Source organism: Paractinoplanes ferrugineus (genome assembly GCF_016862195.1).
GTDB classification, from domain to species: domain Bacteria; phylum Actinomycetota; class Actinomycetes; order Mycobacteriales; family Micromonosporaceae; genus Actinoplanes; species Actinoplanes ferrugineus.
Genome location: NZ_BOMM01000049.1, coordinates 55,736 through 72,451 on the forward strand (window position 1 = coordinate 55,736; position 16,716 = coordinate 72,451).

The following is a 16,716-nucleotide window of genomic DNA, read 5'->3' on the forward strand; positions in this document are numbered from 1 at the left end:
ATGCGGCTGATCACCTGGAACATTCGAACCGGCGGCGGCGACCGGCTTCCCGCTCTCACCTCGGTGTTGCGGCGCTTCGCCCCGGATCTGCTGTGCCTGCAGGAGTTGCGTGGTTTCGATCAGGAGCGTCTCGCCCGTTTCGGCGCCCCGCTCGGATTGACCGGCGTTGTCGCCCGCTCCGTTTTCGGGCAGCCGGTAGCGGTGCTGTCACGAACCGAATTTGTTCGGAAAAAGTTGGTCAGGTGGCGCTTGCACCATGCCGCCGCGGCTTTGACCGTCGGCGATCTCACCCTGGTCAGCACCCACCTCAACCCGTTCTCCCCGGAACGGCGCCGTCGCGAGGCGACCTGGCTGGCCGCCCGATTCCACGCCGCCGGCCCACTGGTGCTGCTGGCCGGTGACCTCAACGGCCTCAGCCCGCACGAGCACCACTCCCTGGCCGGTCTTGACCCCCGCTACCACCGCCGCCACCTGCGCAGCGACGGCACGGTCGACACCCGCGGGCTGGCCGCCTTCGAGAGCGGCGGCCTCCTCGACCTGTGGCAGCGCGCCGGCACCGGCGACGGCCACACGGTGCCGACCACCGGGTTGGGCGGCGGCGAATTCGGCGCGATGCGCCTCGACTACGTCCTCGGCAACCCCGCGGTCGCCGAGCGAGTGCGGGAGCTGCGGGTTTTACGAGGGGACGAGACCGAGTACGCGTCGGACCACTACCCCCTGCTGGCCGAACTCGACCTGTGAGGCCGGCCTCGGTCGCGCCGGGCTCAGGCCGGGTCGGCCACCACGCGGTCACGGCCGGCGCGCTTCGCGGCGTACAGGTTGCGGTCGGCCTGGGACAGCAGGGCCGCGACGGTGGTGCGGCCGTCGGGTGTGGTGGCCACGCCGATCGAGCTGGTCACCGGCAGCGAGCCGGTGATCGGCTGCCAGCCGTGCGTGCGGATGCGCAGGCGCAGCAGCTCGCACCGCTTCTGCGCCTCCGCCCCGTCGATGCCGGGGAAGATCAGCAGGAACTCCTCGCCACCCATCCGGGCCGCGATCACCGGGCCGCCCGCCGCCTCCTGCAGCAGCGTGCCGATGTGCTGCAGGACGGCGTCGCCGGTGGCGTGCGAGAGCGTGTCGTTGATCCGCTTGAAGTGGTCGAGGTCGGCGATCGCCACCGACACCGGGCTGCGCCTGGCGGCCGCCTCGGTGAGCAGGGCGGGCAGCCGCTCGTTGACGTACCGGCGGTTGTAGAGGCCGGTCAGCGCGTCCCGGTGGGCCATCTCCCGGAAGTGCTCGCTGGCCCGGCGCGCCTCGTTCGCCTCGAACACCGCTTGCAGGGCCCGGGCGCGCGCCTCCCGCTGGTTCGAGTGCAGGGCGGTGGCATCGGCATGGAAGAGCAGATGCTCGGCGTACGCCTTCTCGAAGTCGCCCTGCGCGGCGTGCAGTGCCGCCTGCTCCTGCCGCGCCCGCGCCCGCAGTCGGCCGAGGCCGTTCGCCTCGCACTCGACGATCGCGCGGTCGAGCACGGCCTGCGCGGCGGTGAACCGCCCGGCCAGCCGGCGCGCCTCGGCCAGGGTCAGCATGCACTCGGCGGCCGCGTCACCCTCGTTGACCGGGATGCCACCGCCGAGCACGCCGGCCAGCTTGCGCTCGACCGTCTCGTAATGGCCGCTCATCATCTCGACCCGGGCGACCGTGTCGAGCTCGTTGGCGGCCAACGGCCGCCCCGACCGGATCGAGGCCACCTCCATCGCGCGGGCCAGGGCGCGGGCGGCGGGTTCATCGCCATTCTCGTACGCCGTGTAGGTCATGTTGTTGAGCAGCACCACGGCCAGCTCGCCGTCGCCGATCTCCTCGGCGATCCGTAGCGCCTCCTTGGACCGCCGGGCGCCCTCCTCGATGGAGCCGCTGTCGTCGAGCGCCACCGCGAGCGTCATCAGATGCCGGGCCCGGATGCCGGGCGGCACGTCGTCAGTCAGGTTCGACAGGCACTGCACGCCGTGGGTGAGCGAATCCGAGATGTCGCCCACGAGACGGTAGAAGATCGACAATTCCCGGTGCGCCCGAGCCAGCACGAACGGGCTCTCGTGCGCCTCGGCCCACGCCCGCGCCTGATGCGCGATCCGGCCACCCTCGCCGATCCGGCCCTCCCGCAGCAGCACGTCGGCGCGCAACAGCGCGGCCCGCTGCACGGCCTCCTCGTCGCCCGCCGCGCGCGCCTGCTCCTCGATCTCCGCGGCCGGCCCGCGCACGTCGCGGAACCGGCTCACCCCATGCAGCTCGAGCCGGATGAGGGCAGCCGCAAAGGCCGCACGGACGTCATCGCGTTCCGCCGCCTTCGTCGTCACATCGCCTGCTTCCTGCCGGGGGCCGTGACGATTTATCGTGCCGGTGGCCGGGAGCAGGCCCGGAGCAGAAAGGTTGCCGGCCGGTAGCAGTCTGCTGGGCTCCGCTCAAGCCCGGGCCACCAGGCCGTCGAGCCACTGCTGGTGAAAAGTGACGAGGTTGTTGCGCAGCCGCGCGGCGAGCAGCGTGGGGACGGGTCCTGCTTGGACCTCCTCGGTCACGATCCGGCAGCCACCGTCGGTCGTCGGGTGGAGGGCCCAGCGGTGATAGCCCCGGGAACCACGGGCCGTCCCGCGCCACGCGAGCGTCCGGGACGGGACCAATTCCGTGATCGTGGTGGTGACGCGCACGCCGAGGGTCTTCCAACTGAACGTCAAGCCCAGCACGAGCTCGTCGCCCGGTGCTATTCCGCGCACCTCGGATGCATGGGGATACCAGGCCGGCCACTCGGCTGCTCGCACCAGTGCCGGCCACAGGTCACCGGCGGGGCGGACAGAGACGATCTCATTGTGCGCGAAGACCGGCGCTTGGTCGGGGTGAAAGGAGTCCGGCCATTCAGAAAATTCTGACATATATCGCTTCCGATCGTGCTCTATCGCAAGTCATCTTGCGATAGGCCGAGGCTAGTCGGGCCCGGGGCATATCGCAAGATGACTTGCGTAAGCTCGAGGTCATGACGAAGCAGCCCCGCCGCCGGGGCGAAACTGTCCGCCGAGCTGTGCTCGACGCGACGGCAGCCGAGCTGACGGACGCCGGTGTGGAGCACGTGACCATCGCGGGCGTCGCGGCCCGCGCCGGGGTCCACGAGACGTCGATCTATCGCAGGTGGGTGACGAAGGAGGCGCTGCTGCTGGAAACAGCCCAGGAGCAGACCGCGGGCGGAGTTCCCGAACCCGACACCGGTTCGTTCCGCGGCGACCTCGTCGCCCTGATCCTGGCACTGGACGCGTTCGTCAGGTCGCCCATCGGCGGCGCGTTGCTCCGCGTCGCCCGCACGACGTCGACGGCCGACGGGGCGACCGCACGGGAGACGTTCTGGCGTGACCGTCTCAGAAGCAGCAGCGACATCATCGACCGCGCTCGGGCCCGGGGTGAGATCCGACCCGCGGTGGATCCCGAGCTGCTCATGCAGGCCGTGGTCGGATCAGTTCATCTGGGTGTGACCTTTGGTGGACGTCCCCTCGATCGTGCGCGCGCCGAGGAACTTGTGGACCTGTTGCTTGCCGGGGCGGGAATGCCGGCCGCTGATCGGTAGGCGGCCCGTCTTGGCGCCAGGTGGCAGGCTCGAGGTGACCTGTGCGGCACTGGGGTGGAAGCTCGACGGCTCGTCCGAGTACGACATCCGACGGCCCCTGACGGTGACCGGAACCCATCTGGCCACCGAGGAGATTTCGCCCGCCCACCCGTTCCCGGGGCTCGGCCGGGCCGCGGCACCGAATCCGCGGTCAGCGGCGGGTGCAGACCGGGGACGAGGCGGCTATGCGGTCGGTCGCGTAGGCCACCGAGACGGTGAAGCAGTAGTTCTGGGTGGCGTTCAGGCCGTAGACCATGTAGTCCGAGGTGCCCGCCGAAAGCTGCTGGAACGCTCGCAGCTGCTGGCCGGCCCGGCCGCCGGAGATCAGCACGGGGCCCTCGGCGTCTTTCGGGTAGATCCAGGTGAGGGCGACGCTGTCGCGATTGTCCTTGAGCTTCACGCCGGTCGGGGAGCCCGGGTCGCCGAAGGGTGGGGCGGTTGCCGGGCCGGAGGGCTGGGCGCTGCTCGGGGCGAGGGCCGCGGCTGAGGTCGGGGCGGCCGCGGTGGGCTGGGGGCTGACCGAGCCGCTCGCGTCGGGCAGGGTCAGGGCGACTATCGCGATGGCCACCGCGATGCCCGCGATCAGCACCGCCACCAGCAGGAACGGCTGCCGGCGGGGGCCGCGTGCGGGGCGGTCGGTGCGGACCGGGAGCAGGCGCTCGGAGTTGGGCGGGGTTTCCAGGGCCTCGCCGGCCGGAGCGGAACCGATCGGCTGCGGGCGGCCGTCGGGGCCGAAACCGGTGAACTGGCCGGGCATCGGCGGCGGGGTGTCGGCACGGGCGTGCCGGCCCATCAGGTCGCCCGGCGCCTGGTGGACGTCGGCCAGATAGAGCGGCTGCTGGTAGACCGTGCCGTTGGGGTCGGTCGGGCGGTTGTCGGGTGGCGGCCGCAGCGGGTCGGTCTCGGGTGGGAAGCCTTCGCCGCCCGGGTCGGGCACGCCGGGGCGGCGCGGGAACGGCACCTGGCGGACCGTGGGCGGTCCGCTGTCGGCGACTTCGTCGTGCTGAGGCGGGCGGGCGGTCCACGGACCGGCGTCCGGTGGACCGGCGTATTGCGGGCCGGCTTCCTGCGGAGCTGCGTCTTGCCGGCCGGCCTCTTGCGGAGCGGCTTCCTGCGGAGCGGCTTCCTGCGGAGCGGCTTCCTGCGGAGCGGCTTCCTGTGGACCGGCCTCCTGTGGACCGGCCGACTGCTCGACTCGGCCGCACACGTGCCGGCCGGTCGACGGGGCGGCGGCCAGCCTCGTCACCTGGCGCACCAGCGGGTGGTCGGCCGGGAGGTAGCGCGCGCACAGCTCCTGGGCCAGCGCCAGGTGCTCGTGGGACTCGGCGTCCAGGGCGCACTCGCGCTCCATCGCGCCCAGCCGGGCCAGCATCTTGATGCCGGCCGGGGACGCGTCGCCATGCCGCTCACGGTGCCGGGCCCAGGCGTTGCCGAGCCGGTCGCGCGCGCTGCGGCAGTGGCCGGACGCGTGCTCGGCGATGGCCAGGTCGGCCTCGGCGGCCAGGACCCGGGGGGAGTCGGCGCCGTCGCGCGCGGTCAGCGCGGCGACCAGTCGCTGGTAGACCTGGGCGGCCCGGCCGAAGTGGCCGACCCGCTGCAGCACCGCGGCGTGGGTGGCGGCGGCGGCCATCGTGCGGTCGTCGTGCGGCCCGTGCAGGGACTCCTCGGCCTGGTGCGCATAGGCCGCCCACTGGCGGGCGCCGTGCGCGTCGCCGAGCGCGATCAGGATGCGGGCGTGCAACGCGGCGGCCAGCGCCAGATCGGCGTCGGCCAGCTGGGGATCGGTCGCAAAGGCCGGGTCGAGTGCGGAGGCGAGCACCCGCTGGGCACCGACCAGGTCGCCCGCGGACGTCAATGTCTGCGCGCGTTGCGTGAGGTCGGCAGTCGTGGCCGAAGGCATGTGTCCCATAGTGCTCGACTGAACACCCTAGGTACAACCCTCGGGGTAGCGCAGCCTGTTCTGGACGACTGGCCCGACAATGTAGAGCGTGATGGCGACGGTTAAGCGGGAACTGCTGGTCCGGCACCTGGAGGCGTGGGCTCCGACCGCGTTGCACCGCAGCCGGCGGATGACCTACGCGCACGGCTACGCCGATGCGGACGGCGGGGATTCGGCCGAGGCGGCGGCGCGCGTGCTGGCCGAACAGACCGATTTCGTACGCGGGCGCGAGCTGTCCATGCTGCTCGTGGGGGAGCAGGTCGAACCGGTACGGCAACGGGTCGCCGCCGTGCTCGGGGACGCGGGGCTGCCGGTGCATGCGGTGTCCGGCGGAACCGACGAGCGGCTGGCGGTCGCCCTCAAGGCGGGCGGTGCTCACCGCGTACCGCTGCTGGGTTATCTGGATTCGAGCGCGGGTGAGCCGCCCGCGGTGACCACGGTGGCCGCGCTGACCGCCGGGAAGCCGGCGGAGGTTCTGCTCGTGCTGCCGCCCGGGGTCTCGGATTCGCCCTATCGCGCGGGTTGGCCGCTGTTCACGGCGGTCGAGCTGGCAACGGGGGAGGAACCGGGGCAGTTACTGGCGTTCGCCACCACCTCCGGCAAAAGCCTCGAAGGCTTCAAGGAGGCACTGTGGGCGGTCGACGAGTTCGCCGGGGTGCGCTACCGCGATCCGGGCGACCCCGACCGGCACCTGATCGACATCTCATTGACGCCGCATCCCGGGCCGTTGCGCCGGGAGCTGCTCGCCCACCTGGATCGGGTCGGTTCGGCGACGGTGACCGACCTGCGGACCTTCGCCCTGACCGAGACGATCTATCGCGCGGCGGACGCCACCCGGGTGCTGCACACGCTCGTCGACTCGGGCGACGTCACCCGCGAGCCCTCGGCTGGACGGCTCGGCGGGGACGTCGTTATCAAGCGCTAGCTAGCGCTTGTTCTGCCTCCAGGACAGCGGCCCGGGCAGGTCGACGCGGTGCGCGCGGGTCTTGGAGTTCCAGGACCAGCGGCCGATCTTGATGCTCCAGGACGAGAAACCGTTCTCGGTGAAGTTCAGGATCAGTGGCCCGAACTTCTTGCGGCTGCGGAAGAGGAGGCCCATTTTCTACGTCCCTCCGGGGTACGTGGTTGGTTGGGCCTTCGATTCCCGATCGTGGATTTCCGCAAACGTTCCCGAGATCAGCGGGGCTGCCACGCGTCGGGTCGGGTGGTCAGCTTGCGGACGTGGGCCGGCATCCGGCCGCTGATCAGCTCCTGCAGGCTGACCTCGTCGACCACCTCGCGGACCGCGGCCCGCACCGCCACCCACAGGTTGGGAAGATTCTCCGCGGCGCCGGTGTAACGAGTCTCCTCCGGACGGAGGCCGCGCACCCCGGCGAGGGGTCCATCGACGGCTCGCAATATCTGACCGATCGTCACGTCCCGGGGGGACTGTGACAGGGTGTAGCCGCCTTCGGCGCCGCGCTGGGCGCGGACCACACCCGCGCGGCGCAGATCGGCGAGCACCGCCTCGAGGAACTTGCGGGGCATGTCCTGGTCCTGAGCGATCGCCTGGGCCGACATCAGGGACGGGTGGGCCTGCGCCAAGCTGAGGGCGGCGCGGACCGCGTAATCACCACGCGCGGAGATCTGCACTCACCCATCATGCCCCCTCGAGGTCGCCGACCCGCACATACCCCATGGATAAATGGGAATTACCGTCAGTCAGGGGGACGTCGCTGTTTCGGGACCTGCACATCATTGTGTACGCCCATCTCCGCGCGGAACTGGCCCGGACTCATGCCGGCCTCGCGATGGAAGAAACGGCCGAAGTTGGTCGGCTCCAGGAAGCCGAGTTCGCGGCCGACCTCGGCGACCGAATGCCGGGTGCAGGCGAGCAACCGGCGCGCCTCCAGCGCCACCCGATCGTCGACCACCTGCTTGGCGGTGCGGCCGGTCACCGCGAGACTCGCCCGGGTGAGGGTGCGCACCGAGCAGCCCATCTCCTCGGCGTAGTCCTCCACCCGGCGGCTGCGCGGATGACCCGCCTCGAGCCGGCGCCGGAACCGGGCGAACGTGCGGGCCTCCGCCCCGACCTGCACCGACGGACGGGTCAGCAGGGCGATGCGCAGCAGCAGGACGGCCAGCTGATGACGCAGCAGGTCGGCGGCGAGCGGGCCGGCGCGGTGCCGCTCGCAGTCCACCGCCAGCTGGGCGAATTCGCTGATGACCGCGTCCTCGTCCTCACCCTCCAGCTGCCAGGAGCCGGGCGCCTCGGGCTGATCGCGCCAGTGGTCGCCGGCGAGCCGGCCGTCGAACGTGACGACGCTCGCCGCCAGGCCGTTCGGCTTGAGCCGGAGTGCCTGGCCGGGGCGGATCCAGAGCAGGGTTCCCGGCCGGCAGACCTTCGCCTCGAAGTCGACCTCCACCGTGCCGTGCCCGGCGGTCGTGAGCAGCAGGGCGTGGAATGCCGGGCGCCCCGGCGGCAGGGGCTGGACCTCGCGCAGCTCACACGTGCCCACGCCGGCCCAGCCGGGCGGCGAGAGCGCCGTGACATGCGTTCTTGTCGAGGTCATCGCGCCGACCGTAACTGTCGATGACCAACGATGCACGTGCTAAAAGGTTGGTTGTTGGGAATCTGATCGAAATCCCGGGCGATTGTCCCTTTGTCGTGTTCTTTGTCCGGGTTTTCTTTCGTTAGCGGGTGAAAAAGAACGACCCACGCGGACCGGCAGAGTCCGCGTGGGTCGTCATATCTTCTTCCGCTCTATCTACCTGCCCGCGAGCAGGCGGTTCACCGCGGCATCCACATCCAGATGTTCTGATTCCCGGCCGCGTGGCACCACGACATAGGTGCGCCGGAGGAATCGGACGAGGACACTGCGGGGTACTTCGAACAGTGCGTTGCCGTCCGGAGACGACAGCGCGAGGGCCACGAAATCTCCCCGCGGCGTGGCCCAGGGCCACACCCTCACATCGCCGATACCCGCGGGCTCGTCGAGCCCGGTCACGAGCAGTTCACGTGCGAAGGACCAGCTCACGGCTTCCCCACCGGCTGATTCCGCATGGAACAACACATGGACCGCATACGGGTCCGCCGGGTCGTAGCGGAGGCTGGCGCGCACGGGCAGGGCCGTGGCGTCAGGCGCTACTAACCGCAGCGAGGTCTCGACCTCGACGGTCGTTGGACGAATGGTACTCATGGACGAACTCCCCCCGGCACCGCTGCGAGGCTGGTGAACCCCGCGTTTCCCATACTCAGGTGATCCCTGTCGTTACGCTCCGCCATACGCTGATCTCACCCAGTAGTGGGAAGACGGTTCCGAAAACCCTTTCGCACAAGACGTAAAGCGATATCTTGTCCTGTTCTGCCCAAGTACTCGGTTCCGCCCGGCGTCGGGTGGTCCAGCAGTTGACTTACTCCGGTAACGTCCATTTCTCCCGGGTGGTGACGGGGTTCCGGGACACTGGGGGATGAAATGAGTACGAAAGCGGACGAAGATCGGTCACCAGTGGGCGTTTTGGACAAGATTCGGGCGAACCCTACCGGGCGCCTAGCCCTCAAGATCGGAATTGGCGTTCTCGGCACCCTCGTCGTCGCCCTCGGCATAGTGTTGATCCCGTTCCCCGGCCCCGGCTGGGCGATCGTGATCCTCGGCCTGGCCATCTGGTCCCTCGAGTTCACCTGGGCCAAGCGACTGCTCGACTTCACCCGGCACCACGTCAAATCCTGGACCAGCTGGATCGGCCGGCAGAACCTCGGCGTCCGAGCCCTCATCGGCATCCTCGGCATGATCTTCGTGGCCGGCGTCGTCTGGCTCTCCGTGAAGCTCAGCTTCGGCATCGACCTGATCCAGCAGACACGCGACTGGCTGAGCTGACCCCGGATTACCACTGGAGTCACACCGTCTAGTAGAGTCACCTCACCAGTTGAGGGCGATTAGCTCAGCGGGAGAGCGCTCCGTTCACACCGGAGAGGTCACTGGTTCGATCCCAGTATCGCCCACCATAGTTGGCAGTGCGCGAACCGCACCGTCCGGCTGATTTTGATCAAGGGCTGACTCCAGGGTCAGCCATTCGTCGTCTCTCGTGGTCGGGATGCGGAACCTCGGGATGACGCTGTCGTCCGACTGGATCTCGATGTCCTCGATCAGGGCTTCGAAGAGTGCCTTCCTGGCCCGGTGCCCGCCCGATCGGATGATCTCGGTGATCTGGCCTCGGAGCAGCGCGAGTTCTTCGGGAGAGGGGCCGGTCGGGGGTTTGTCGAGCTCGAATTCGAGGCGAGCCTTGTCGGCTCGGAGCTGTTTGGTCTGTTTGCGTAGATCGACCAGGCGGGCTTTGACGTCGGGGTCCTGGTCGTCGAAGGTTCCACGCTCGAATGCGGTGAGGTAGCGGTCGATGGCGATCGACGCCTCTTTGAGCTGACGTTTGGTGGCGTCGAGTTCTTCGTGGACCTTGCCGGTGGCTTGGCCGTGGGCGGTGAGGAACTCGGATACTGCCTGATCGATGACGTCGTGTCCGCTGGTGTAGAAGTCGATCAGTGCTTGGCCGATGGCTTCCTCGAGGTGGTCGGCGCTGAAGCGGTGGATACCGCATCCCTGTTTCGTTCCGTACCGGTTGCGGGTCCAGCAGGTGTAGTAGCGGTAGCGGTTGCTGCGGCCGTTGGCGGCGGTGCCGATGTACTTTCTGCCGCACTGCGGACAGGCGATCTTCCCGGTGAGGGTGTAGTCGGACGGGTTTGCTGCTCGCTGTCCGATCTCCTCGCCGCGCCGGTTGAGGATGGTCTGGGCTTTGCTGAATTGATCTTGGGTGATGATGGCGGGGTGGGCGTCGATGACGGTGATGTCGCGGAAGCTCTTCTCGCCGATGTAGAGGCGGTTGGTGACGACCACTTCTACCGCTGCCGACGACCAGACTCTGCCGCGTTTGGTGCGCAGGCCGCGGTCGTTGAGCGCGTTGGCGATGGCGCGGGTGCCGAGCCGGTCCTTGGTGTAGAGGTCGAAGATGAGCCGGACTACCGCTGCTTCTGCCTCCACGACGACGATGTTGTTGGTCTTGGAGTCCTTGACGTAGCCGATCGGCACGGGGCCGCCGTTCCACAGGCCCTTCGTGGCCTTGCGTTCCATGCCCGCGATGACGCGGTCGATGATCACTTCGCGCTCGAATTCAGCGAACACCCCGAGCATTTGCACGAGCATGCGTCCGACCGGGGTGGAGGTGTCGAACGGCTCGGTGGCCGACCGGAAGGCCACACCGGCGTCGGCGAGGTCGTCGAGTAGGCCGACCAGGTCGCGCAGCCTGCGGGAGAAGCGGTCGACCCGATAGACGAGGACGGTGTCGAACAGGCCGGCGCGGGCGGCCCGGAGCATGTTCTGGAGTTCTTCCCGGTCAGTGGTGGCGCCGGACGCGTCGTCTGAGTAGATCTTCACGATCTGCCAGTCGCCCGGCTGGGACTCGACGAAGGCTCGCAGTTTGGTTTCCTGGGCTTCGAGGCTGTAGGGCTGGTTGTCCTCGTCGGTGGACCGGCGGATGTAGATCGCTACCCGGCGAGTGAACGCCTCTTCGATCTGCCGTATTCGGTGGGCGGTGCGCGTTTTCTTAGCCATATCTATCGATGCCTTTCAAGATCATTTGAGAGGTGGATCATCGCTGAACGTCAGTCAATCCGCGCCGGTAGTCAAGCCATGCGAATGGCTATGAGCTGCGGAAATGCAAGAAGGCCGGTCCTGCGCAGATGCGCAGGACCGGCCTTCGTTGACTGGTTGGATGGAGGTCTACGGGGGCTTCGCAATGACCGCACTGAGCTTGGTGGCGGTCATCCGGGATCGGGTTCTACCGGACTGCTCGTCCGGGAACGGGTCCGTTGGGCTGGTGGCGGTATGGGGTGTTGCCGTTCCCACCATTCGGCGATCAACGCGGCGAGCGCGGTGACAGCCTGCTCGCGGTCCTCGTCGCGTAGCGGTGCGGTGCGTGGTGGGCGGACGGTGATCGGATTCTGGCGGCTGGACGCTCGGGAGCGCGGAGTTGATCGCTGGGGTGCGTCAGCCATAGGCGGTCCTGGCCAGGGTTCTGTGTCGTTGAACGGCTGCGGTTTCATTCATCTCGTACCTCCTCGGATGGCGGAAACGCCGGATGGCCCGTAGAGCAGTGCTCTACGGGCCATCCGGTGGTCGTGAGTGGGTTACGCGAGAGGGCTCAACGACGCTGGGGCATCCGATGGGCTGTTCCGCATGGGGACGCCTCGGCGTGCCGGTTAGCCGGACACGACGGAGCGTTGTTGAGTCACGGTGACGTTGGCGGTGGTGGCGGTCGTGATCGCCGGTTCGGTTCCGGAGAATCCGCCGCCGCTCCAGGAGATGTCCCAGGTTGCGACCGCTCGGACGGTGTAACCGGTTCCGCCAGAGGGGACCGTGTAGGTGTGCCCACAATCCGGTGACTCGGTGTCCATGCCGGCCGCTGCAGTCCACGGAGTTCCCGGGCCTTCACAGACACGGGCAGAGGTGCCGTCGCCCGCGTCCCAGGTGATCTTCTTGGGTACGGCTCTGGCGGTGATGGTCAGTCCGCCTGCGGAGGCGGACGCAGTCTGGGTCTGCCACCATCCGGGCTGCACCCACCACCACACCGGAACCCAGACGACCTGGGTGGTGGTGAACTTGGGATTGGCCGCGATGGCGGGAGTGGGGATCTCAAGGCTGTCGACGGCGCGTTGGGTGAGGACGCCAAGCGCCGCGGGCGGCTGGTCCAGTATCACGATGCCCCAGTCGGTCGTCTCGTCCGTCTCGGGATTGATACAGGTCTTGATCCACTGGTTGGCCGGCAGGTATCCACCTGCGTCCTTGCCGTAGTAGCAGCCGTCGCTGCCGAGCCAGCCGAATTCGTTGTAGCACTCCACGGGCTGACCACCGATGGTGCACGAGATGCTCCCACCGCCATCTCCGTCATTGCCGCTGCCGCCGCCGGTGTAGCCGACCTCGACCGTGCATCGGGGGTTACTGGGCGACGTGGAGCAGTCGACGCCTCCCCACCCGTCATCGGCCCGGCTTACTCCTGGGATGGCAACGACCAGCACAACGGCCGCCACCAGCGGGATGAGGAGACGCCTCAGGGTTTGCACGACCCCACCTCCCGTACCGCGAGGGCCGTCACCTTCCAGATGCCTTCGGTGATCTTGAGATCCGCGATCGCCAGGCGATATCCGCCTTTGTCCGACGACACCGGCTCGCCGTTCGCCTTGTAGAGCGCGGTCTTGCGGGTGTCCATGCAGTCCTCGACGACTGCCTTCGCCGGGGCCTTTGCTGGGCTCAGCTCGGTCACCTTGGCATGGCTGACGGTCTTGCCCCGGGCGTAAACGCCCTCCTTCTGCCGTTTGGTCAGCGCCGTCGTGAACAGATCGAGCGCCGATCCGGTGGTGTACCTACGAAGGTCCGGGTAGTCAGGATCGCTGGTCTGGCCCGCGGCATCGAATGCTTCCTGCATACCCATGTACGCCGCGAGTGCTTGCTGTTTGGCCTCCTCGGCCGTTACCGGCGCCGCGGACGACGCCGGTAACGGGCTCGAAGGGGCAGGTGCTGGCGCGGATGAGCTGGAGCTCGGTATCTCGACCGGCGGCGGATCGCGGTCCGTGCACGCGGCCAGTGTCGTCACCGCCATCGCGAGCGCTACCGCCAGAATCGGTCCTGGGTTTGTGCGTCTCATGCCTGTCCTCCAACGCGAGAGGCCCCGAGCGATCTTTCCTACCCGAGACCACGCCGGGTGCGCTACTGACAGTTGGGCACGTACATGCTGTCGGTAGCTTCCGTGCGCTCCATCGGGCGTCGTTCGTGGACGGGGCATAAGCCGCCGCACTTTGCCGATGGCAGGCGCAAGTGCGTGTAGACAGCGACGAGCGCCTCGTAGGTCGCCAGGTGCTCGCGACCTTTGTCGCTGAGGCTGTACGTCTTGATCGGCCGCCTACCCGATCGGATGGTGTCGACCCGAACCAGTCCCGCACGCGTCAAGCGGTACAAACTGCGCGTCAACGCGTTGTCGTCTACGTGCTCGCCGACGTGCGTCTCCAGGCGCCCATGTAGCGCACGGAACCGGAACGGCGCTTCGGCGAGCACGGCCAGGATTGGCGGATCCCAGCGAAAGCGAAACAGGTCGGAAATACGGATTAGCTGCTCGATGTCAATCTTGACTCCCCCGAGTCTGCAAGTTGCACGAGAACTTAAATACCGTGCCATCGGGTGATCACCAGCGGCAAACGGTTTCCGATTCGATGGCGCAAGGTCTGATGGCTCTGCCCTATTTGGACGATCATCTATCAGCTGTTCGCGCGATAACGAATCCAGACATGTCCTGACCTGTGGGAACGCTGTGAGAAGCACAGCGACTCACTGTCGTGGTGAACGTACACGGTGTACGTAGGCGATCTACGTACGCACTTGTCCGTGGCGACGCCTTCTGGATCTCCGGTACGACGGAGATTCGCGTTTTGCTACGGGGGTGATGATCCATGACCGTGGTCGCAGAAGGCCGGCGGGCAGCGCCGGCCAGGCCGAGTCCGAGCCCAGCGGTACAACCCAAGCGACGTTGGTCGTTGCTAGTCGGTGGGCTTCTATCCATTTTGCTGTGCGCGGGCATTTTCGCGGTGGTCCAGCTTCGTGGCGACGCCCGGATCCAGGTGCTGGCGATTGCTCGCGCAGTGGCCGCAGGACAACCGCTGACCGCCGACGACTTGAAGGCTGTGCGCGTTGTGCCCGACCCCAGCGTGCCGCTGGTCAAGGCTGTTGAGGTCGATCAGGTCATCGGCCGGAGCCCGGCGGTTCCGCTGGCGCCCGGCACGCTGCTCGCGGAGTCCCAGCTCGGACCGGCGTCTTGGCCCGGCGCTGGTCAGGCCGTTGTTGCTGCGGTGTTCAAGCCGGGCGCTGTCCCGGCAGGGCTGGCTCCCGGCAGCCATGCGCTGGTCGTCACCGTCGCCAAGAGCGACGTCACCGGAACCTCCGACGCGACCTCGACACCGCAGCCGGTCGCCGCGACCGTCGTCGACATCACCGAGGGGACTGACGGCACCGGCACGACGATCGTGTCGCTGCTGCTGGCCCGCGCCGACGCGACGAAGCTCGCCGGGGCGGGAACAGACCTGTCTCTGGTCCTGGTGGCGAGCTGACATGCTGGTCGCCGTCACCTCTGTCAAATCCGGCGGGGCTACCAGTTTCGCCAGCGCGCTGGCCGCGGTGTGGCCGGATGAGTCCGCGCTCCTGATCGAAGCGGATCCGGCCGGCGGTGACCTCGGCGGCTGGCACGGCCTTCCCGACAGCCCTGGCCTGGCATCGCTGGCCAACGCCTGCCGCAGCGGTCACCCCGACATCGGCGAGCACACCACCCGCCTGCCGTTCGGCATCGACGCGGTCCTCGCCGCCGCCGGGCGACCGCAGGCCAGCGCGGCGATCGGGCTGCTGGCCGACACCGAGCCCGCACGCTGGGCCAAGGAACGCCCAATCGTGCTCGACCTCGGTCGCCTGGAACCCGGCTCTCCGGCGCTGCCGCTGCTGGAGTTGGCGGATGTGGTCCTCGTCGTGGCCGGCGGCGACGCTCTGTCGCTGCTGCGCCTGTCGCTGGCCGAGATCCCCAGCGACCGGGCGCGGCTGGTCACCATCGGCCGGGTCGGCTACTCCAATGAGGACCTGGCTCACCTCGTCGGCGTCCCGCTGATCGCGCATATGCCGTGGGACCGGCACAGCGCCGAGATCATCGCGGGTAAACGCCGGATCGGTCGGGCGTGGAACCGCCTCGGCCTGCCCGCGACCGCGCGAGCCTTGGCCGCGTCCCTCGTCCGCCAGGGCAACTTCCAGGTGAGGTGAAGATCCCATGACCATGCCGCTGACCACAGCATTGTCCGAATCCGATCTCGTCGCGGAGCTTCGTGCGCAAGTCACCCAGGCGATGGGGGCGCATGCCGGAGGCGGTCTGCTGCCCGCCACCGAACGGCGTGTGCTCGCCGAGCGTTACACCGGCGAGGCCTTGGACGCTCTGGCTCGGCAGGCGCTCGACGAAGGGCGCGCCCCGCTGTCGGCGGAGGCCGAAGCCCGGGTGGCTCGCGCGGTCATCGACCACATCGTCGGCGCGGGCGGGCTGCAACACCTGCTGAGCAACCCTGAGATCGAGAACATCCACGCCAACGGCGCCGACGAGGTCTTCATCCGCTACGTCGGCGGTAAGTCAGAGGTCGGGCCGCCGATCGCCGAATCCGACGAGGCCATGATCGAGATGATTCGGGCGCTGGCAGCCGAGGCTGCGCTCGGGGCGGACCTGTCCGGCCAGGGCGAGGAACGCACGTTCGACCGGGCCAACCCGGTGCTGGACATGCGGCTACGCGACGGGGAACGGTTGTGCGCGACGATGTCGGTGTCGAGTCGACCTGCGCTGGCGATCCGCCGTCCGACGATGTTCAACGCCGACCTCGACGACCTGATGGCCAAGGGCATGTTGGACGAGCCGTTGTGCCGGGTGATCCAGGCAGCGATGCGCGCCAAACTCAACATGGTCTTCGCGGGTGGCACCAACACCGGCAAGACCACGTTCGCCAGGGCCGCCGCCCGCGCCATCCCCGCGCACGAGCGGCTGGTAACCATCGAGGACCAGTACGAACTCGAACTCAAGGATCCGGTCGCGCATCCGAATGTCGTGATGTTCCAGGCGCGGCGACCGAACCTGGAAGGCGTCGGCGCGGTCCCGATGACGGCACTGGTGCACACCGCCCTGCGCCTGGACCCGGATCGGGTGATCGTCGGTGAGACCCGCGGCGACGAAGTGATAGACCTGCTCAAAGCCATGAGCCAGGGCAACGACGGCAGCTTCGCCACGATCCACGCGTCCTCCAGCGTGCAGGTGTTCACCCGGATGAAGCTGTACGCCAAGCAGTCGCCCGAGAAGCTGGACTTCGACGCGAGCGCCATGCTGATCGCCGAAGCTCTCGATCTGGTCGTGCACCTGGACTGGACCCCGACGAAGACCCGGGTGGTGTCCAGCGTCCGGGAGGTCGTCGGTTTCGACGGCGGCGACGTGATCTCCAACGAGGTGTGGCGGCCCGGCCACGAACGCCGCGCGGTGCCGAACACGCCGCTGCGCACCGAGACCCTGGACCGGCTGGAAGCCGCCGGACTCGACCCGCACCTCATCGACCGGGTCGGGTGGTGAC

General features: G+C 68.4%; 17 protein-coding genes and 1 tRNA gene. 8 read left to right on the forward strand and 10 right to left on the reverse strand.

Annotation, left to right across the window (positions count from 1 at the left end; all coding sequences use genetic code 11):
* On the forward strand, positions 1 to 741 hold the full coding sequence (locus Afe05nite_RS26385; RefSeq protein WP_203819902.1) for an endonuclease/exonuclease/phosphatase family protein: 741 nt from the start codon (positions 1 to 3) through the stop codon (positions 739 to 741).
* Positions 742 to 764: 23 nt separating this feature from the next.
* Here Afe05nite_RS26385 and Afe05nite_RS26390 read toward each other — a convergent pair whose 3' ends face one another.
* Together Afe05nite_RS26390 and Afe05nite_RS26395 are read right to left on the reverse strand one after the other, a co-directional pair.
* Positions 765 to 2,330 carry a GGDEF domain-containing protein gene (locus Afe05nite_RS26390; RefSeq protein ID WP_203819903.1) on the reverse strand — a complete coding sequence of 522 codons (1,566 nt, stop codon included), beginning with the start codon at positions 2,328 to 2,330 and terminating at the stop codon, positions 765 to 767.
* A gap of 105 nt (positions 2,331 to 2,435) precedes the next feature.
* Positions 2,436 to 2,900 carry an SRPBCC family protein gene (locus Afe05nite_RS26395; protein ID WP_203819904.1) on the reverse strand — a complete coding sequence of 155 codons (465 nt, stop codon included), beginning with the start codon at positions 2,898 to 2,900 and terminating at the stop codon, positions 2,436 to 2,438.
* Between the two features lie 101 nt (positions 2,901 to 3,001).
* On the opposite strand from Afe05nite_RS26395, the gene Afe05nite_RS26400 reads away from it, so the two are divergent.
* Positions 3,002 to 3,583, forward strand: coding sequence for a TetR/AcrR family transcriptional regulator (locus tag Afe05nite_RS26400; RefSeq protein WP_203819905.1), 582 nt, complete (start codon positions 3,002 to 3,004; stop codon positions 3,581 to 3,583).
* Positions 3,584 to 3,773: 190 nt separating this feature from the next.
* Here the strand turns inward: Afe05nite_RS26400 and Afe05nite_RS26405 are convergent, their stop codons facing one another.
* Entirely contained in the window at positions 3,774 to 5,522 is a 1,749-nt protein-coding gene (locus Afe05nite_RS26405; protein WP_239118206.1) for a fibronectin type III domain-containing protein, read from the reverse strand.
* Between the two features lie 91 nt (positions 5,523 to 5,613).
* Between Afe05nite_RS26405 and Afe05nite_RS26410 the strand changes: the two genes are divergently transcribed.
* Positions 5,614 to 6,486, forward strand: coding sequence for a hypothetical protein (locus Afe05nite_RS26410; protein WP_203820055.1), 873 nt, complete (start codon positions 5,614 to 5,616; stop codon positions 6,484 to 6,486).
* Here the strand turns inward: Afe05nite_RS26410 and Afe05nite_RS26415 are convergent, their stop codons facing one another.
* From Afe05nite_RS26415 to Afe05nite_RS26430, 4 genes are all read right to left on the reverse strand, one after another.
* Positions 6,487 to 6,660, reverse strand: coding sequence for a DUF4236 domain-containing protein (locus Afe05nite_RS26415; protein ID WP_203819907.1), 174 nt, complete (start codon positions 6,658 to 6,660; stop codon positions 6,487 to 6,489).
* Between the two features lie 77 nt (positions 6,661 to 6,737).
* Positions 6,738 to 7,193, reverse strand: a complete 456-nt coding sequence (locus Afe05nite_RS26420; protein ID WP_203819908.1) for an RrF2 family transcriptional regulator — start codon at positions 7,191 to 7,193, stop codon at positions 6,738 to 6,740.
* Positions 7,194 to 7,258: 65 nt separating this feature from the next.
* Entirely contained in the window at positions 7,259 to 8,113 is an 855-nt protein-coding gene (locus tag Afe05nite_RS26425; RefSeq protein ID WP_203819909.1) for a helix-turn-helix transcriptional regulator, read from the reverse strand.
* A 195-nt stretch (positions 8,114 to 8,308) separates the two neighbouring features.
* Positions 8,309 to 8,740 carry an SsgA family sporulation/cell division regulator gene (locus Afe05nite_RS26430; protein ID WP_020514863.1) on the reverse strand — a complete coding sequence of 144 codons (432 nt, stop codon included), beginning with the start codon at positions 8,738 to 8,740 and terminating at the stop codon, positions 8,309 to 8,311.
* A gap of 276 nt (positions 8,741 to 9,016) precedes the next feature.
* Here Afe05nite_RS26430 and Afe05nite_RS26435 point away from each other — a divergent pair, with 276 nt between their 5' ends.
* Both Afe05nite_RS26435 and Afe05nite_RS26440 read left to right on the forward strand, forming a co-directional pair.
* Positions 9,017 to 9,418: a TIGR02611 family protein gene (locus Afe05nite_RS26435; RefSeq protein WP_203819910.1), complete on the forward strand. Its 402-nt coding sequence runs from the start codon at positions 9,017 to 9,019 to the stop codon at positions 9,416 to 9,418.
* A gap of 53 nt (positions 9,419 to 9,471) precedes the next feature.
* Positions 9,472 to 9,546 (forward strand) — tRNA-Val (locus tag Afe05nite_RS26440).
* On the opposite strand, the gene Afe05nite_RS44975 is transcribed toward Afe05nite_RS26440, so the two are convergent.
* The 3 genes from Afe05nite_RS44975 to Afe05nite_RS26460 all read right to left on the reverse strand — a co-directional run bounded on the left by Afe05nite_RS44975 (position 9,503) and on the right by Afe05nite_RS26460 (position 13,232).
* A complete protein-coding gene (locus Afe05nite_RS44975) occupies positions 9,503 to 11,143 on the reverse strand; it encodes a recombinase family protein (RefSeq protein ID WP_369077028.1) in 1,641 nt (546 codons plus the stop codon). The two genes, Afe05nite_RS26440 and Afe05nite_RS44975, sit on opposite strands and share 44 nt — an antisense overlap.
* Before the next feature lie 647 nt (positions 11,144 to 11,790).
* Entirely contained in the window at positions 11,791 to 12,651 is an 861-nt protein-coding gene (locus Afe05nite_RS44025; RefSeq protein WP_239118208.1) for a hypothetical protein, read from the reverse strand.
* Positions 12,639 to 13,232: a hypothetical protein gene (locus tag Afe05nite_RS26460; protein WP_203819911.1), complete on the reverse strand. Its 594-nt coding sequence runs from the start codon at positions 13,230 to 13,232 to the stop codon at positions 12,639 to 12,641. The genes Afe05nite_RS44025 and Afe05nite_RS26460 overlap by 13 nt, the downstream gene beginning before the upstream one ends.
* 799 nt (positions 13,233 to 14,031) lie before the next feature.
* Between Afe05nite_RS26460 and Afe05nite_RS26465 the strand changes: the two genes are divergently transcribed.
* Genes Afe05nite_RS26465 through Afe05nite_RS26475 form a run of 3 tightly spaced genes read left to right on the forward strand, consistent with a single transcriptional unit; the run spans position 14,032 to position 16,715 of the window.
* Positions 14,032 to 14,685 (forward strand): SAF domain-containing protein, encoded by a 654-nt coding sequence (locus tag Afe05nite_RS26465; RefSeq protein WP_203819912.1) that lies wholly within the window; start codon positions 14,032 to 14,034, stop codon positions 14,683 to 14,685.
* Between the two features lies 1 nt (position 14,686).
* Complete coding sequence (locus Afe05nite_RS26470) at positions 14,687 to 15,379, forward strand: CpaE/TadZ family protein (RefSeq protein WP_203819913.1); 693 nt, start codon at positions 14,687 to 14,689, stop codon at positions 15,377 to 15,379.
* Positions 15,380 to 15,386: 7 nt separating this feature from the next.
* On the forward strand, positions 15,387 to 16,715 hold the full coding sequence (locus Afe05nite_RS26475) for a TadA family conjugal transfer-associated ATPase (RefSeq protein WP_203819914.1): 1,329 nt from the start codon (positions 15,387 to 15,389) through the stop codon (positions 16,713 to 16,715).
* The last annotated feature ends 1 nt before the right edge of the window (position 16,716 follow it).